General features: G+C 37.0%; 15 protein-coding genes. 5 read left to right on the top strand and 10 right to left on the bottom strand.

Annotated features, from left to right (window positions below):
• Positions 1-81 precede the first annotated feature (81 nt).
• Both DEU40_RS15390 and DEU40_RS15385 read left to right on the top strand, forming a co-directional pair.
• Positions 82-1,404: a sensor histidine kinase gene (locus DEU40_RS15390; RefSeq protein WP_110010658.1), complete on the top strand. Its 1,323-nt coding sequence runs from the start codon at positions 82-84 to the stop codon at positions 1,402-1,404.
• Complete coding sequence (locus DEU40_RS15385) at positions 1,394-2,080, top strand: response regulator transcription factor (RefSeq protein ID WP_110010657.1); 687 nt, start codon at positions 1,394-1,396, stop codon at positions 2,078-2,080. The genes DEU40_RS15390 and DEU40_RS15385 overlap by 11 nt, the downstream gene beginning before the upstream one ends.
• A gap of 3 nt (positions 2,081-2,083) precedes the next feature.
• Here the strand turns inward: DEU40_RS15385 and DEU40_RS15380 are convergent, their stop codons facing one another.
• From DEU40_RS15380 to DEU40_RS15340, 9 genes are all read right to left on the bottom strand, one after another.
• A complete protein-coding gene (locus tag DEU40_RS15380; RefSeq protein ID WP_171006317.1) occupies positions 2,084-2,911 on the bottom strand; it encodes an endonuclease/exonuclease/phosphatase family protein in 828 nt (275 codons plus the stop codon).
• A 66-nt stretch (positions 2,912-2,977) separates the two neighbouring features.
• Positions 2,978-3,181: a hypothetical protein gene (locus DEU40_RS15375; RefSeq protein WP_110010656.1), complete on the bottom strand. Its 204-nt coding sequence runs from the start codon at positions 3,179-3,181 to the stop codon at positions 2,978-2,980.
• Positions 3,178-4,440 carry a S8 family peptidase gene (locus DEU40_RS15370; RefSeq protein WP_110010655.1) on the bottom strand — a complete coding sequence of 421 codons (1,263 nt, stop codon included), beginning with the start codon at positions 4,438-4,440 and terminating at the stop codon, positions 3,178-3,180. The genes DEU40_RS15375 and DEU40_RS15370 overlap by 4 nt, the downstream gene beginning before the upstream one ends.
• Positions 4,441-4,451: 11 nt before the next feature.
• Complete coding sequence (locus tag DEU40_RS15365; protein ID WP_110010654.1) at positions 4,452-5,030, bottom strand: hypothetical protein; 579 nt, start codon at positions 5,028-5,030, stop codon at positions 4,452-4,454.
• Positions 5,030-5,725 carry a hypothetical protein gene (locus DEU40_RS15360; protein ID WP_110010653.1) on the bottom strand — a complete coding sequence of 232 codons (696 nt, stop codon included), beginning with the start codon at positions 5,723-5,725 and terminating at the stop codon, positions 5,030-5,032. Before DEU40_RS15360 ends, DEU40_RS15365 begins: the two co-directional genes overlap by 1 nt.
• A 16-nt stretch (positions 5,726-5,741) precedes the next feature.
• The gene (locus tag DEU40_RS15355; RefSeq protein ID WP_228406531.1) at positions 5,742-6,629 is read right to left on the bottom strand and encodes a DUF2589 domain-containing protein; all 888 of its coding nucleotides are present in this window, start codon (positions 6,627-6,629) and stop codon (positions 5,742-5,744) included.
• Positions 6,630-7,061: 432 nt separating this feature from the next.
• The gene (locus DEU40_RS15350; RefSeq protein WP_110010652.1) at positions 7,062-9,002 is read right to left on the bottom strand and encodes a M1 family metallopeptidase; all 1,941 of its coding nucleotides are present in this window, start codon (positions 9,000-9,002) and stop codon (positions 7,062-7,064) included.
• Between the two features lie 83 nt (positions 9,003-9,085).
• Positions 9,086-9,967 (bottom strand): SDR family oxidoreductase, encoded by an 882-nt coding sequence (locus tag DEU40_RS15345; RefSeq protein WP_034695744.1) that lies wholly within the window; start codon positions 9,965-9,967, stop codon positions 9,086-9,088.
• A 176-nt stretch (positions 9,968-10,143) separates the two neighbouring features.
• Positions 10,144-10,554: a DUF1573 domain-containing protein gene (locus DEU40_RS15340; RefSeq protein ID WP_110010651.1), complete on the bottom strand. Its 411-nt coding sequence runs from the start codon at positions 10,552-10,554 to the stop codon at positions 10,144-10,146.
• A gap of 158 nt (positions 10,555-10,712) precedes the next feature.
• Here DEU40_RS15340 and DEU40_RS15335 point away from each other — a divergent pair, with 158 nt between their 5' ends.
• The 3 genes from DEU40_RS15335 (at position 10,713) to DEU40_RS15325 (ending at position 15,036) form a co-directional block, all read left to right on the top strand.
• Positions 10,713-11,966, top strand: coding sequence for a sensor histidine kinase (locus DEU40_RS15335; RefSeq protein ID WP_110010650.1), 1,254 nt, complete (start codon positions 10,713-10,715; stop codon positions 11,964-11,966).
• A 12-nt stretch (positions 11,967-11,978) separates the two neighbouring features.
• Positions 11,979-12,662, top strand: coding sequence for a response regulator transcription factor (locus DEU40_RS15330; RefSeq protein ID WP_110010649.1), 684 nt, complete (start codon positions 11,979-11,981; stop codon positions 12,660-12,662).
• Positions 12,663-12,738: 76 nt separating this feature from the next.
• Entirely contained in the window at positions 12,739-15,036 is a 2,298-nt protein-coding gene (locus tag DEU40_RS15325) for a GH92 family glycosyl hydrolase (protein WP_110010648.1), read from the top strand.
• A 117-nt stretch (positions 15,037-15,153) separates the two neighbouring features.
• On the opposite strand, the gene DEU40_RS15320 is transcribed toward DEU40_RS15325, so the two are convergent.
• A complete protein-coding gene (locus tag DEU40_RS15320; protein WP_146207870.1) occupies positions 15,154-16,212 on the bottom strand; it encodes a hypothetical protein in 1,059 nt (352 codons plus the stop codon).
• Positions 16,213-16,239 lie beyond the last annotated feature (27 nt).

The following is a 16,239-nucleotide window of genomic DNA, read 5'->3' as shown; positions in this document are numbered from 1 at the left end:
AGATTCAAAACTATGGTTAACGGAAGGTTAATAATAAAATAATCATTCCCGGAACATGGCTAAAGTTTTATCTTTGTTTTAATGATAGCCAAAAGTAAAATTCTGATTTCGGTTTTTGCCGCTCTGTTCCTGCTTTTACTGGGAATTCAGGTTTATTTTATGTATAAAACCTATCAGGTAAAAGAGAGAGACATCTACAGATCCGTGAATGACGGGCTTACCAATTACACAGACGATCTTGAAGATATACAGGAAGTAAAAGAAAGGAATGATGACTCTCTTCAGGAAATCATCATACAGTATCATAATAAGGAGATCAGCAAAAAAGATTTTCTCCGCTATTTCATAGAAAACAGGAAATCTGCCAGAGAAAGACTGATTCATTATATTGACAGCCGTTACCAGAAAGACGGTTACGAAATTTCGGCCAGAATAAGATATCTTTCTATTGTACATCTTCCGGACAGTTCAAAAGTAATTACCGAACCTATTGTTATTTTTGAGACAAAAGACAAGATCAAACAGCCTCGTATTGCGAGTATCGGAAGCTGGGAAACCTCCAGTACCAAAAGAAATGATTCGGATAAGGGGCATATTGAAAAAAAGAATACTTTTCTTGTTAAAACCCAGACCGATTTTGAGATCAGAAATATAAAAAGTATTGTTTTCAAGGAGCTTACTTTATTGATTATATGTTGCATTATTCTTCTTTCGGGAGTTCTTCTGCTTTATATTTTCACGATCAGAAATCTTATTCAGCAGCAGAAGCAGGTGGAAGTTCTCCACAGCATTGTGGATAACATTTCACATGAATTTAAAACGCCTATTGCCACTTTAAAAATAGCTTCCAAAGCATTAAAAAAGGAATGGAATCCTGATACGCTGCCTCTTATAGACAGACAGATTTCCCGGCTCGAAAGTCTTATGCTTCAACTTCATAAGGATGAAATTCCGGATGAAATGACTGCTATACAACCTGAGGACTGGAACTTTTTTATCCAGGATCTTTCCGTTACTTACCCAAATTGTGATTTTAACCTCGAAAATACCGTTTCACAAAAACTTCCTTTTGATAAAAACCTGATGGAAACAGTCATTAAAAACCTTTGTGAAAACAGTGTGAAATATGGAGCATCGGCTATTACAATACATATCCGCGACAATTCTCAACAATTGGAAATTGAAGTTGCTGACAACGGCCAGGGCATGGAGGCTAAAGAACTGAATACTATTTTTGAAAAATTCTACAGAATACAGAATAACAATATTCACAATAGCAAAGGACTGGGACTGGGACTTTATTTCGTGAAAAAAATTATTACCAGTTATGGTGGTAAAACAGAGGTTTCCAGCCAGCTTCATACAGGCAGTACTTTTAAAATATCAATTCCTTATGAAAACTAAAATCCTTCTGGCAGAAGACGATCCGGATTTCGGAATGATTCTTAAACAATATCTTGAACTGGAAGATTTTGAAGTCAGCTGGTTTCAGAATCCGGAAGATATCGTACCATTGTTTCAGGCTGATTTTCCCTTTCAGATAGGAATTCTGGATGTGATGATGCCCAATATTGATGGCTTTTCTCTGGCGAAAATGATCATTAAGGAAAAAAGCAATTTCCCATTGTTATTTTTAACGGCTAAAAATCAAAAAATAGACCGATTGACCGGATTGAAAATAGGTGCCGACGATTATATTTCCAAGCCTTGCGACCCTGAAGAACTTGTTTTACGAATTAAAAATATTCTGAAAAGAACACTTCCCACCGTTACGGAAAGCCAAATAAAGATAGGAGAGTTTTCACTGGATACTACCAAACTTATGTTGTCACATCCTGACGGGAATACCCGATTGACCATACGGGAACAGGAATTACTGCTGTACCTTCTGAAACACAACCGGACGATCATCACCAGAGATAATATTCTTGATAATCTCTGGGAAACCAATGATTATTTTACCGGAAGAAGTCTTGATGTGTTTATCAGCAGGCTTCGTAAATATTTCATCAGTGATCCCCAAATAAAAATCCAATCCCTGAGAGGAATTGGATTTGAAATTGATTTTCCAACCAATTGATTTTTATAGAGAAAGATTCACAATCACCGGAAAATGGTCTGACGGATACAAGAGATTTTCTCTTCTGTCATTGATATGTCTGTGAGATCTGATCTTAAAGCCTTGTGTAAAAATATAATCGATTCTGTCTTTCGGGACTGTATTGACATCAAAAGCGGTGAAAGTTCCTACAGGACCATAATGCTTGGTTTCCGAGTGATAGAAACTGTCTTTCATATTCTGAGAAAGGATTTTAATAGGTTCTGAATCATCTGTCAGGTTAAAGTCTCCACTCAATGTCACCGGAAGGTTTTTTGGATTCAGTTCTTTGATTTTTTTCAGAATCAGTTCCGAAGATTTTACTCTTGCCACATTTCCTACATGATCAAAATGAAGATTCATCGCCAGGAATTCTTTCTTCGATTTTTTATCTTTAAATATGGCGTAAGTACAGATCCTGTTCAGTGCGGCATCCCAGCCTTTTGATGGTTTTTCCGGAGTTTCAGATAACCAGAATGTCCCTGATTTTACTGCTTCAAGTCTGTTTGTGTCATAAAAGATGGCAGAAAACTCTCCTTTCTCTTTGCCGTCATCTCTTCCTACTCCTATATAATCATAGTTTTTTAATCCTGATTTAATATCTTTCATCTGTTCGGGAAGCGCTTCCTGTACTCCGAAATAATCAGGATGATAATACGTCAGTAAATCGGCAACATCCTGCTTTCTTTTTGGCCAGGCATTGTCTTTATCCGACTCTACATTCAGCCTGATATTAAAACTCATTACGGTAAGGTCCTGTGAAAATCCCAATGCAAAAAACATCAGAAACACCATTGAAAATCTGAAATTCATATGTTATTTTATCATTAAGAGACAAAAATAAAACTTCTCTGCGACAGAAAAGCTTTATTGATGTGATTATATTGTTAAATTATCTTTTTCTTCTTCTACAGATATAAAATATTCCTGAAATTCGAACTCCGAAACCGGCAGCTGACTTTCAAGTTTTACAATTCCCAAGGTTTTATAGTGAGAGGCCAGTTTTATGCCTTTAGTTTTGAGAAGAGTTTCAAGCCTTTTAAAATTTATATCTTTCTTTAAAACTGCGAGATAAGTGATCATCGGTATACCTGTATTAAACCATTTCCAATATCTCTGTATTTTATCCCTTCAACAGGTCTTGCTTTGTTTTCAATCAGTTCCCAGATCTCTTTTGCCGATTTATCGGGAAACTGTTCCATATACAACGCAGCAAGCCCTGAAACATGCGGTGCGGCCATACTGGTACCACTCATTGTATAGTACAGGTTATTTTTGTTCTTCGCATTTTTAGGATAGGAACTGATAATATCTACTCCGGGAGCACAGACATTGATGCTTCCGCCTGTAGATGGATTAAGACCTGCGTTTGAAAATCTGGCGATCTTCATTTGTCCGTCAATAGCTCCAACAGCCATGATCGATTTTGAATTGGCTGGCATGGAAACAGGCTGTGGAATCTGTGGCCTGTTGCTGTCATTTCCTGCTGCTGCGATAATAAGACAGTTGTTTTCCAGTGCTCTTTCTCCAATTGTTTCAAAAAGAACAGACGGCTGATCATCAAACTTCACAGGAGAAGCTAGTGAAAGAGACAATATTCTGAATTTCTTAGAAATGGCCCAGTCTATCGCATCAATGACACTGCTGGTAGTTCCTCTTCCATTGTCTGCGAGCACTTTTGCTATTTTCAGGTTGCAATCCTTAGCTATTCCGTAACGTCTTCCATTATCACTTCTTGTATTTCCTGCAGCCACTCCTGCACAGTGGGTACCATGTCCGTTGGGATCTCTGTTCCAGTCCTCACCATCTATAAAAGATTTCCCTTCAATCACTTCGGCGGAAAAATCCGGATGGGAAATTTCAAGTCCGGTATCAAGAATGCATACATCAATACCTTTTCCTGTGGAGCTGGCATTTTCCAGTCCGATCGCTTTTAATCCCCATTCCATTTCAATAAATGATTTTTGAGGTAAAGGTTTGCTGGTAATATATTTTTCAAGTTCTGAGATTTTTTCTGCAAGCCCGGCAGACTGTTTTTTAAGCTCATTAATCAATTGCAATTCATCTGCAGGAAAAAATTCTCTTTCTTTTTCGTAGTATACAATAGAATTGGATTCATCTTTCACAGCACTTTTCAACTGGTCTTCGTCCATATTTTCCACCACCAGAACCCCCAGGTTTTTGTAAAGTACTCCATTGTCATTATCAATGATTTCATAAGAACGGTTTTCTTTCGATAGAAATTCTGAAGAGGTGATACTCACTTCCAGCTCTTTCTCAATTTTTTTGAGTGCATTTTTCTGCTGGTTCTGCAGCAGAACAATATATCTTCCGGTTTCCATAATAATCTTTTTTAAATTAATTTCAGAAATATCTTTTCGAGAATAAGAAAAATATCCTCCGGAATAATGGTCAGTCTGAGTTTCTTATTAATCCCGGATATCGCTGTATTCTGTTCAGCCAGTGAAGTCCAGAAACGTTCAATTTTCGGAACGGAGTTCATGTCCTTCAGCTTTTCATCATCCAGAATACCATTTTGATATAATGAGACAATGATTCCTGAAATAAGTTCTTCCGCCTCCTCAAGTTTTTTATTCTCCCTGGCATATATTTCCATCAGGATATCATAAATACTTTCCATTCCGTTAAATGAGAATCCTGCGAGCATTTCTCTTCTTCCTGTCATTATTTTCTCCATTTTAATAGGATTAAAGCCTCTTTTAACGGTAGAAATCATATTCATTATCTTCAGCACTTCAGATTCATGGCTGGTATTTCCTTTGGTACGGAAATACTCCAGAACCTCGTTGAGAAATACATCGAACCGTGCATCAAAGTCAAATGATTTTGACAGGTATAAAGCCTGAACTTCATTGAACTGTTCCAGCAGTTCTTTGATTTTCTGTACCGTAAAGTGAATAAGTTCCTGCATTACTCAAAAGTTATCTGTTCTATTTCGTTACCGTCTTTATCTTTGTAGGAAACAATCCTGATTCCTTCCTCCTCCATTTCCACATGAAGATTGATGAATAGTTTATCTTTATCTTCTACTGCGCTTGTATTGGGATCTATGTAAATGCTGTTCAACTTTGCATTCACCAGCGTATATTTATTCAGCAGAACTTTTGAAAAAATTTCTTTCAGTTCATCGGTTTCTTCTTCTGTTCCTTCCTGCGGTCTGAAGATCCCTGAATTTAAAAGCTGCATTTTATTTCTGAGATCCAGTTTGAGCACTTCATTGGCTGGGAGCTGCCCGAATTTCTGATCATTTTTTTCCAGTTTACTGAACAGGGTTTTGAATTCTTCAGTCTGAAGCTGTCTCTTGCTGATTTCGGGAATATTAAATTTCTTCTCTCTATTCACCAGACGGATTCTTTCATTTATTTCTGTCACAAACTGATCCTGATTCAGTTTGAAATTATATTTGGAATCTGAATCGATATCCGTAATTTTAATCGGAATGTCCATCTTTACACTTGGCAGAGCATAGCGCGGAACCTTGAAATACTTAAGGTATTCATGGCGGGCATATTCTTTGGCAATAAGAACCGCATTTTCGTCTGCTTTTTTACGAGCCTGAATTATCTCGTTGTTGAGATAATCCAGGTAATCTGATAGTTTTATCATCTTTCGTAAAATCTAATTATTGTGAAAGAAGTCCAAGCACTTTTTCAAGCCCTGCAGGCATTTCGTCATTGGTTGCACGCACTTTTACCCCAAGAGAATATTCCTTTTCCACTTTAATTCCTGTACTGGAAGTTCTCTTATAGGAGACATCCACTTTGAATTTCACAGGTCCCCATCCACCGGATACTCCGGCATTGATCCCGAATTCATCACTTACGTCTTTTGTGTATGTAGAATTAAGTTTCACATTAAAGTCTACTTCACAGGTTTCAATTCTGAAGCTTGGTACATTCAGCAATGCAATAAACGGCACTGAAATTTCCACATCGTTCGGAATCGTTTTAGGGTTGGTGGCACTTACCGGCTCATCTTCTTTAAAATCCGGGTTCGGAATATTTTTTTTGTATTTGAATTCTGCCATTCTCAGTTTTTTAGGACTGGCAGCATTGGCCGGATCTGTAAGTTCGAAACCGACTTCGTTGATGAAATTAACGGTGGCAATTGAGGCATTGGACTGCGCTTTTACACAAGCATCCAAAGGTCCGCCAATAATTGTTGCAAAGTCGATGCTTCCCAATTCTGCTGCAAAATCTGCATTGGCAGCATCTGAAGTTCTGAAGATCTCTTCATCAGCAGCCATTTTACCGGCAATCAGTTTCATGATCTCAGAAGAGGCACCGGAAAAAGATTTTTCCCACTTTTCATCATAATTCTTTTTGAACTCGTCTACAATTGCTAATAATTCCTTATTCGTCAATGAACTCAGTTCTGAGGTTTCAATTCCTGATACTTTTTCATAGACTGCCGGAGTCAGTACTTTTTCTACTCCCGATAAAAGGTCGATTAACTCATTTTTTGTTTTTTTGGCGTGGCTTGCTTCAAGCACTGATTTTAATGTTTCCATGTTTTTTGTTTTTGATTAATATTGTGGGACAAAATTAGATAACCGGCCTTCAAAACATTTCAGGAGAACACCTCTACTTGTTCAGGAAAAACACCCTAAAAAAATAAAAAGCCTGAACTTACAGTGGTAAGCTCAGGCTTTTGTATATATATAGCAAATATTTATTTTATAGACGCAAAGATCATATTAACTATTATTATTTTTAAGGAAGCTAAGAAAGCAACAAAGTTGCTGACGAAGCTGCATGGATATGCTTACGCTTAGAAAGAATCAATTGTATTGATTCCATCTTTGCTCCATTATTATGACTCTGTCATTCTGAATGTACGCAGTGAAATGAAGAATCCAGGTTTTACATGAGATTCTTACTTCGTCAGAATGACAATGGCATAAAATTGTAGGTAGTCGCCAATTTAAATAGATTCAACCTTTCTACGCCGGCGTTTTACTGTTGTTTTCCAGATTGACATCCGGAACAACAGAATCCGGATCCAGTTTTACTTCGTTTATTTCCTTTTTAGAATCTACTTTGAATGTCCATTCAGTATTTCTCTTCCAGACCTCAACAGGAATTTTTACAGTCTGTGCCGTTCCGTCTTTGAATTTGATCTGTACAATTGTTGGCATTGGCAGCTGGCCAATATTTTCAACCGTAATCTGAACGCCGTTTTTAAAGTCTCCGTTGACATATTTTACGTTTTTAACAGCCTGATCAATTTTCCATTTATTAAAGAACCATCCTCTCCAGAACCAGTTCAGTTCTTCTCCGGAAACGTTTTCCATCGTATGGAAGAAATCCCATGGCGTCGGATGTTTGAATGCCCAACGATCTATATAGGTTCTGAATGCTTTGTCAAACTTTTCAGGTCCCAGAATTGCTTCTCTTAAAACATCTAAACCTGTACCCGGTTTATAGTAAGCCAACGCTCCGATACTTCTTTCTTTCATATTATCAGGTCCTACCATTACAGGCTCCAGACTGTCAGTCAGCAAATACATTCCTGATCTTGCCAGATTCGGTTTACGGTAATATTCTCCTTTATTAAAAGCTTCGGTGGAAAGTCCGTTGATAAAAGTATTAAATCCTTCATCCATCCATGCAAATAATCTTTCATTAGATCCTACGATCATAGGGAACCAGTTGTGTCCGAACTCGTGGTCTGTAACACCCCAAAGATCTTCCCCTTTGGAATCCATATGACAGAAAACAATTCCCGGATATTCCATTCCACCTTCATTTCCTGCTACATTGGTTGCAGCCGGATAGGTGTATTCATACCACTTTTTTGAATAATGCTCTATGGCCGCTTTCGTATATTCTGTAGATCTTCCCCATGCTTTTTCACCGGCACTTTCTACTGGATAAGCAGAAATAGCTAAAGATTTCTTTCCACTGGATAAATTGATTTTTGCAGCATCTAAAATAAATCCGGCAGAAGATGCCCATGCAAAATCTCTTGTCTGATTAATTTTAAATTTCCAGGTCTTTGTTCCTGAAGTTTTATTTTTACCGATTTCAGATTCCGGACGGATCATTACCGTTTTATCACTGTTTCTTGCCTCATTCCATCTGTTGATTTCTTCTTTGCTGTACACTTCTTTCTCATTCAGAAGTTCTCCGGATGCTACGACATAATGACTGGCAGGAACAGTAATATTGGCTGTAATATTTCCATATTCTAAATAAAACTCTGAAGCTCCAAGGTAAGGAAGTGTATTCCAGCCCATCACATCATCATATACGCACATTCTCGGATACCACTGTGCGATGGTAAATATTTTACCGTTTTTAGTATCCTGAACTCCCATTCTGTCTGAACCATACTCAGGAGAAATAAAAGAATATTCTATTTCTATCTTTGCCACACCTCCATTGGCTTTCAGCTCTTTGGGAAGATCAATCTGCATTCTTGTATCGGTAATGGTGTATTTTACATCTTTCTTACCATCCAGTTTGACTGATTTAATGGTATATCCACCGTTAAATTCTTCACCATGAGCTCCGTTTCTGCTCCCGGATAGCGGCACTACACCATTTCCTCTTGAATCTTTTGCAAACAGATTCTGATCCAGCTGCAGCCAGAGAAAGCCTAATTTATCAGGACTGTTGTTGGTATAGATAATCTGCGCTGTACCGGTAATTTCTTTTTTATCTTCATTCAGGCTGACGTTCAAATGATAATCTGCTGAATTCTGCCAGTAAGCATGTCCCGGCTGTCCGCTTGCAGAACGGGTAGCTGTGCCTGTCTGCGGATAAAAGAACGGCTTAAATGCTTCTACATAATCATATTTCGGAGTCTGCTGTGCATATGCAGATCCTGAAAAGAGGACAACTGCAAGCGTCGAAACAAGGGTTGGAAGTTTAAAATTCATTTGAAAAGTATTATTTAGTGTATAGGTAAAAAAAACTCCCGGATTTGTTACACATCCGGGAGTTTTTTTAATATAAGTTTAATTTAATTCGATTTTTTGGCTTTAATCATTGCTTCCAAAGCATCCCACATTTCTTTAGGAATTGCCTCAAGCATATTGAATTCTCCGGCTCCCTGAAGCCATTCTCCACCGTCAATAGTTACCACTTCCCCATTCATATACGCTGAATAATCGGAAACCAGATAAGCAGCAAGGTTGGCAAGCTCCTGATGTTCTCCCACTCTTCTTAACGGAACTTTTTTCTTCATATCGAATTTTTCCTGAAGATCCCCTGGAAGAAGTCTGTCCCATGCTCCTTTTGTAGGGAAAGGCCCTGGTGCAATGGCATTGAAACGGATTCCATATTTTGCCCATTCTACCGCTAATGATCTGGTCATCGCCAGCACTCCTGCTTTTGCACAGGCAGACGGTACAACATAAGCGGAACCTGTCCATGCGTAAGTGGTTACGATATTCAGTACTGTTCCCGGAGTTTTAGAATCTATCCAGTGTTTTCCTACTGAAAGGGTACAGTTTTTCGTTCCTTTTAAAACAATATCCAGAATGGAGTCAAAAGCAGAGTGAGTCAGTTTTTCTGTGGGAGAAATGAAGTTTCCCGCAGCATTATTCAATAAAATATCAATCTTTCCGAATTCTTTCAGAGTTGCTTCTTTCATGGCTTCCACCTCATCCCAGTTTCTTACATCACAAGCTACACAAAGCACTTTTCCTCCTGTTTCCTCTTCCAGTTCCTTGGCTGTTCCCTGTAATTTTTCCAGATTTCTGGAAGTGATCACTACTTTGGCACCCAGTTCAAGAAAGTATTTGGTCATTGCTTTTCCAAGGCCGCTTCCGCCTCCTGTAACAATCGCTACTTTATCTTTTAGTGCACCTTCGCGCAGCATAGGTTGTGTATATAGACTCATAAAATATTTTTTCTTAAAAATACTAAATATTGAAATGCAATCCTTTAAAATGGGTTGATAAATAATGCTACAAATAATTGTTCCTTATATTATTCTTAAATATAGATCAACTATTTAAAAAGAAAATAGCCTGATAATAATTACCCGGCTATTTTTTCATTTGTTAAAACAATATATTAAGAAGCTACCACTCCTTTGAAAGAAAGTGTTTTAGGCGTTTTGCTGTCGCTGGTAGTAACGTTTACAGTCTTCATAAATGGCCCTACTGTTGCTGCGTTATAGCTGGCTTCCACAAATCCTTTTTTTCCTGGCTGGATAGGAGTTTTTGTGTAATCAGCAGTTGTACATCCGCATGAAGGAGCTACATTCTGAATAATGATTGGTTTTGAACTTGTGTTTGTAAATTCAAATCTGATCAATTTTGGTTTACCCTGAGGAATATTTCCTACATCGATAGATTCTGATTTCCATTTGATAGCATCAGCAACCATTTTTACGATAGATGGACCATCTGTAGTCAATACATTCGCATAAAACGGAGAGAACGCCAACACGGCTAAAAGAGCTGTAATTTTTAATTTTTTCATGAGTATATATTTTAATATTTGAAACTGATTATGTTCTTCTATATGACAAATGTAAAGCAGACAATGATTACGGCTTGTTAACCGCTGTCTAACATTTGTTAATGAGTTGTTAATAGTAAAAGATAAATAGATATTTTTGGATAATATTGTTTCAGGAAATGAAAATAAAAAGACTCAATATTATTATCACGCTTGGATTCGTCGCTATTATCGGAATTTTAATAGCACAATTGATGTGGACGATACAGGCTTATAATCTTGAAGACAAAAAATTTAACCAGAAAGTCAATATTGCCTTAATGGAAGTCGCAGAAAAACTTTCCGGAGGAAAGACATCCTACACTGAAAATCCCGTACAGAATATTGCCAACGATTATTATGTGGTTAATATCAACAATGAATTTCACCCCGTAGTTCTTGAATATTATCTGAAAACAGAGTTTACCCGTTTCCAGATCAATACAGATTACGTGTATGCATTATACAATTGCCACAGCGATAAAATGGTATATGGGAAGTATATGACGACCCATCAGGAAAGTCCCGGCAGCAAGGTGATCAATTTTCCGAAGCATAAAAATCTGATCTACTATTTTTCCATACGATTTCCTGATAAAACCACTTACCTGATCAGTTCATTAAGATTCTGGTATCTCCTTACATTTGCCCTTATCATCATCCTTTTGGTGTATGTATATTCTATTTATACGATCATTCAGCAGAAGAAGTTCTCGGAGCTGCAGCGTGATTTTATTAATAATATGACTCATGAGTTTAAAACACCTTTATCCTCCATCCTGTTAGCATCAGAAGCGCTTAATAAACAGGAACTGGTACAGGATAATTCCAAACTGCAGACCTATACATCCATTATCATCAATCAAAGCCACAAGCTCAATAGCCACATTGAAAAAATATTGAATATTGCGAAGAACGATGCAGCCGGACTATCATTAAAACCTCAAAAAATCCTGTTACAACCTTTTATTCAAGAGATTGCAGATAATATACAGCACAAAAATAAAGATCTCAGCATCGAAATCGATATTGAAAACAGTACTTCGATAATGGCAGATGAATTTCACTTTACGAATATCATTTACAACCTGCTGGATAATTCCATCAAGTATTGTGAAACAAAGCCTGTGATTAAAATTTCAGCTTATAAAGATTCAAAAGGCTTATATTTAAAGTTTAAAGACAACGGAATGGGAATTCCTGCTAAAAATATTCCTCATATTTTTGAAAAATTTTATCGGGTACATACCAAAAGAAGTGAAGAAGTAAATGGTTTCGGACTGGGATTATTTTATGTAAAAAAAGTAGTTCAGCAGCATCATTGGAAAATTTCTGTAGAGAATAATGAAGACAAAGGAATTACTACAACGCTCTTCTTTCCGTTTTCAAATTAATCATGTGTAAGTATGGAGAAATCTAAAATTTTATATGCCGAAGATGATAAAACAATAGCTTTTCTGGTGGAAGACAGTCTGGAAAGTTATTATGATATCAGCTGTTATTCTGATGGAGAATCTGCGTTGGAAGCATTTAACAGCCAGGATTTTGATATCTGCCTTCTGGATATTATGATGCCTGGCATGAACGGATTTGAGGTGGCACAGCGAATCCGCAGTAAAAATGCTGAGGTTCCGATTATTTTTATCTCTGCAAAAGCTTTAAAAGAAGATAGAATTAAAGGGCTTAAAATTGGAGCTGATGATTATCTGGTAAAACCGTTCAGTATTGAAGAACTGATGTTGAAAATTGAAGTTTTTCTGAAACGCACTAAGAAATCGGATACTTCCCCTCTACAATATAAAGTGGGCAAATATGATTTTGATCCAAAAAATTACACCCTGAAAGGTGCGGAAAACAATATTACCCTTACCCAAAGAGAATCTGATCTTCTTTTATATTTTATCCGCCATAAAAATCTGGTGGTTAAAAGGCAGGAAATTCTAAAGGCCATCTGGGGTGATGATGATTATTTTATGGGACGAAGCCTCGATGTTTTTATTTCCCGGCTGAGGAAGGTACTGGCTGAAGAACAGAACATAGTAATAGAAAACCTTCACGGAATAGGTTTCCGTTTTTCAGAAAAAGAGTAAATAGCCCTTAACTAATTTAAAACACAACAGAAAATGATGATTTTAATTAATTTTAAACTTTGAAAAATTGTCATTAATGAAAAATCGCAAGTCTATTGTTTTTCTTTCTCTAGCATTTTTAAGTGCAAACTTTCATGCCCAAAAATTTGAAAAATTAATACAATATGTCAATCCTCAGATCGGAACTGAAAAGATGGGACATACGTATCCGGGAGCCACTGTTCCTTTTGGTGCCGTACAGCTAAGCCCTGAAACAGACACCATTTCCTATGAACTCAATGGAAAATATAATGGTGAGGTGTATAAATACTGCGCCGGCTACCGTTATGAAGACAAAACCATTGTGGGATTCAGTTCTACCCATTTCAGCGGTACAGGACACTCTGATCTCGGAGATTTTCTGGTAATGCCTACCGTGGGAAAACTTCAGTTGAATCCCGGAACAGCTTCTAATCCTGAAAACGGATACAGAAGCAGATTTTCGCATCAAAATGAAACAGCAGAAGCCGGATATTATAAAGTAAAACTGGATGACCACAATATTCTGGCAGAGCTGACAGCAACTCCAAGAGTGGGAATTCACCGTTATACTTTCCCAAAATCTGACCAGACTCACATTATTCTGGATCTGATGGCTGGCATTTACAATTATGACGGAAAAAATGTATGGACATACGTTCGTGTAGAAAACGGAAATACCATCACAGGTTATCGGCAGACCAACGGCTGGGCAAGAACCAGAACGGTTTATTTCGCCATGAAGTTTTCAAAACCTTTTAAATCTTACGGTCAGCAAAACTATGATGAAAAACAGGTTTACAAAGGATTCTGGAGAAAATTCGACCAAAACAAAAACTTTCCGGAGATTGCAGGAAAGAACCTGAAAATGTATTTTGATTTTGATACCAATGAAAATGAAGCGATTGAAGTAAAATTAGCCATTTCTCCGGTAAGCCAGACCAATGCTCTGGAAAATCTGGAAAAAGAAACCGGGAATATGACTTTTGATCAGGTTAAAGCTATAACCCAGGACAACTGGAACAAGGAATTAAATAAAATTGTCATCAAAGGTTCTGATACGGAAAAGACTAACTTCTATACAGCAATGTACCACACCTTTATCAATCCCACCACTTATATGGACGTCAATGGAGAATATAAAGGGCTGGATCAGAATGTTCATAAAGCAGATGGCTTTACCAATTATACAACCTTCTCTCTTTGGGATACTTACCGCACGCTTCATCCTTTCTTTAATATCATTCAGCCTAAACGGAATGGTGACATGGTAAAATCTATGATGGCTCATTACAATCAATTCTCAATGAAAATGCTGCCTATCTGGTCACATTATGCAAACGACAACTGGTGTATGAGCGGCTACCATAGTGTAAGCGTTGTAGCTGATGCTATTATTAAAGGAAATTATACGGGTGATCCTGAAGAAGCTTTGAAAGCATGTATAGAAACAGCAAAAAAAAGAGATTACGAAGGTATAGGACAGTATATTGATCTTGGATATATTCCGGCTGAAAAAAATGGAACATCAGTTTCCAATACATTAGAATATGCCTATGATGACTGGGCGATTGCTCAACTGGCAAAGCATTTAAACAAAACAGATATTTACAATCAGTTTATTAAACGGTCCGAAAACTGGAAAAATAACTTTGACAAAGCCATCGGGTTTATGCGTCCGCGTCTGGCAGATGGAAGTTTTAAGAAAGATTTTGATGTATTAAGTACCCATGGGCAGGGCTTTATTGAAGGAAATTCATGGAACTACAGTTTCTTTGTTCCGCAAAATCCCGATGAACTGATCACGATGATGGGCGGAAAGAAAAAATTTGCATCCAAACTGGATGAACTGTTTACCATGCATTTACCTGATGAATTCTTTGCAGACACTGAAGATATTACCCGTGAAGGAATTATTGGTGGATATGTTCACGGAAATGAACCGGCTCACCATGTTGCGTATTTTTATAACTGGGCAGGACAGCCGTGGAAAGCACAGGCACAGATCCGCCGTATTCTGGAAATGCAGTATAAAGCAACACCGGACGGATTGGGCGGAAATGATGATGCCGGACAAATGAGTGCATGGTATATTCTGAGTTCATTAGGTTTCTATCCTGTAGCTCCTGGATCAGAGAACTATTCTATCGGAAGCCCGGCGATTGGTCATGCTGTACTGAATCTGGAAAACGGAAAAACTTTTGAAATTGAAGCGATCAACCAAAGTCCGGAAAATGTGTACGTTCAGAAAGTTCTTTTGAATGGAAAAGAGATTAAAAACTTTACATTAAAACATTCTGAGATTATGAATGGTGGGAAACTGACATTTTATATGGGAAATAAGGCGAAAAAGTAAAAAGGTGAATGAGCTAGGATTTGAACATTCGCAGTCTTTAATTAAAATAAGTTTTGGCTCCTAAAGCCAATGGAAGGTTAAATATAAAGTGAGCGGGCTAAAGCCCGCTCCTATTGATTATTTTCCTGAACATTTTTCGTTGTATAATTTGGTTCCTTCTGTTTGCTCCAGATCCTTCAATCTTTTTAATGCTGTGCAAGCAACATCTGTTTTGTTTTGTGCTGTTGCAATTGAAGCAATGTTGTACAATGCTTCTGTATTTGTATTATCGTCTTCATGAGCCTTATTGAAGAAGTAAACTGCGTTATCAAATTTTTGACTGTTAATGGCTTTTAAACCCTTATTAAAATTTTCTACAGACACAAACTTATCTTTTATTCTCACTACAGTTTTTTCATCTTTTTCAAAAGAAACTTTGCCAAAAAAAGCAATACTACCGGCATCACCATCTTCTAATTTAACGTTGAGGTAGTACGGAATAATAATTTTTTCAAAGCTCTCAAAACCTGTCAGATCCCATACTTTATAATCTTTTTCCAGCGTTGTTTTGAAAAATTCAATAGCTGTCTGATTATCTTTAGTCTGCTTTTTAGAGTCCACTGTTACTTCAACTTTTTGTTTTTTAGGAAAAATTCTGATTTCTCCTACTGTCTCAAAATTCAGAGTATATTTCTTTTTAGAATAACTTTCAAGAAGTTCAAAATTTATTCCTCTTTTTAATGATGGCATTGCGTTTCGGGAAGTAATTATAATCGAATCGCCAGTTGCTTTATCCGTAAAATCTTTCAAAACCTCAGATGTTTTTACAAACCATCTCTTTCTTATTTTATCAGGAAAAGTAACACCTTCTGGTTTTTCTATAACAATTAATGAATCGGATGTCAACTTTTCAATTTCATAAATTGGCTTATCAGCTATCCTTATTACATTTTTTTCTATCTTAACATTCACACAACTTTTCCTCTCCGAATACCAAGGATCAATATATTCACAAAGGTTATTCCCATTAATTTTCCATAGTAAAAAACTGGATGGTTTTTGAAATAAATCCCTGCTTCCATCTAACATGCTGGATTTTATACTTGTCCATGACGAATTTGAAAGTAATTCTGTATTTATTTGTGAACTAAATTGCAAAGAAATTGATAGAAATAGCAATAAAAAGAGCTTGTACATAGGTATTAATTATTTTTTGCGCGAAGC

The organism is Chryseobacterium sp. AG844 (assembly GCF_003182335.1).
GTDB classification, from domain to species: Bacteria; Bacteroidota; Bacteroidia; order Flavobacteriales; family Weeksellaceae; genus Chryseobacterium; species Chryseobacterium cupriresistens.
The sequence above is the reverse complement of the archived record's forward strand: the minus strand, read 5'-3'. Positions and strand labels throughout refer to the sequence as shown.

Coding starts and splice junctions, on each gene's coding strand:
- DEU40_RS15360 (WP_110010653.1), bottom strand. CDS start 5,725: ATGATAAAACTATCAGATTACCTGGATTATCTCAACAACGAGATAATT.
- DEU40_RS15350 (WP_110010652.1), bottom strand. CDS start 9,002: ATGAATTTTAAACTTCCAACCCTTGTTTCGACGCTTGCAGTTGTCCTC.
- DEU40_RS15365 (WP_110010654.1), bottom strand. CDS start 5,030: ATGCAGGAACTTATTCACTTTACGGTACAGAAAATCAAAGAACTGCTG.
- DEU40_RS15335 (WP_110010650.1), top strand. CDS start 10,713: ATGAAAATAAAAAGACTCAATATTATTATCACGCTTGGATTCGTCGCT.
- DEU40_RS15355 (WP_228406531.1), bottom strand. CDS start 6,629: ATGGAAACATTAAAATCAGTGCTTGAAGCAAGCCACGCCAAAAAAACA.
- DEU40_RS15390 (WP_110010658.1), top strand. CDS start 82: ATGATAGCCAAAAGTAAAATTCTGATTTCGGTTTTTGCCGCTCTGTTC.
- DEU40_RS15320 (WP_146207870.1), bottom strand. CDS start 16,212: ATGTACAAGCTCTTTTTATTGCTATTTCTATCAATTTCTTTGCAATTT.
- DEU40_RS15340 (WP_110010651.1), bottom strand. CDS start 10,554: ATGAAAAAATTAAAAATTACAGCTCTTTTAGCCGTGTTGGCGTTCTCT.
- DEU40_RS15325 (WP_110010648.1), top strand. CDS start 12,739: ATGAAAAATCGCAAGTCTATTGTTTTTCTTTCTCTAGCATTTTTAAGT.
- DEU40_RS15375 (WP_110010656.1), bottom strand. CDS start 3,181: ATGATCACTTATCTCGCAGTTTTAAAGAAAGATATAAATTTTAAAAGG.
- DEU40_RS15370 (WP_110010655.1), bottom strand. CDS start 4,440: ATGGAAACCGGAAGATATATTGTTCTGCTGCAGAACCAGCAGAAAAAT.
- DEU40_RS15385 (WP_110010657.1), top strand. CDS start 1,394: ATGAAAACTAAAATCCTTCTGGCAGAAGACGATCCGGATTTCGGAATG.
- DEU40_RS15380 (WP_171006317.1), bottom strand. CDS start 2,911: ATGAATTTCAGATTTTCAATGGTGTTTCTGATGTTTTTTGCATTGGGA.
- DEU40_RS15330 (WP_110010649.1), top strand. CDS start 11,979: ATGGAGAAATCTAAAATTTTATATGCCGAAGATGATAAAACAATAGCT.
- DEU40_RS15345 (WP_034695744.1), bottom strand. CDS start 9,967: ATGAGTCTATATACACAACCTATGCTGCGCGAAGGTGCACTAAAAGAT.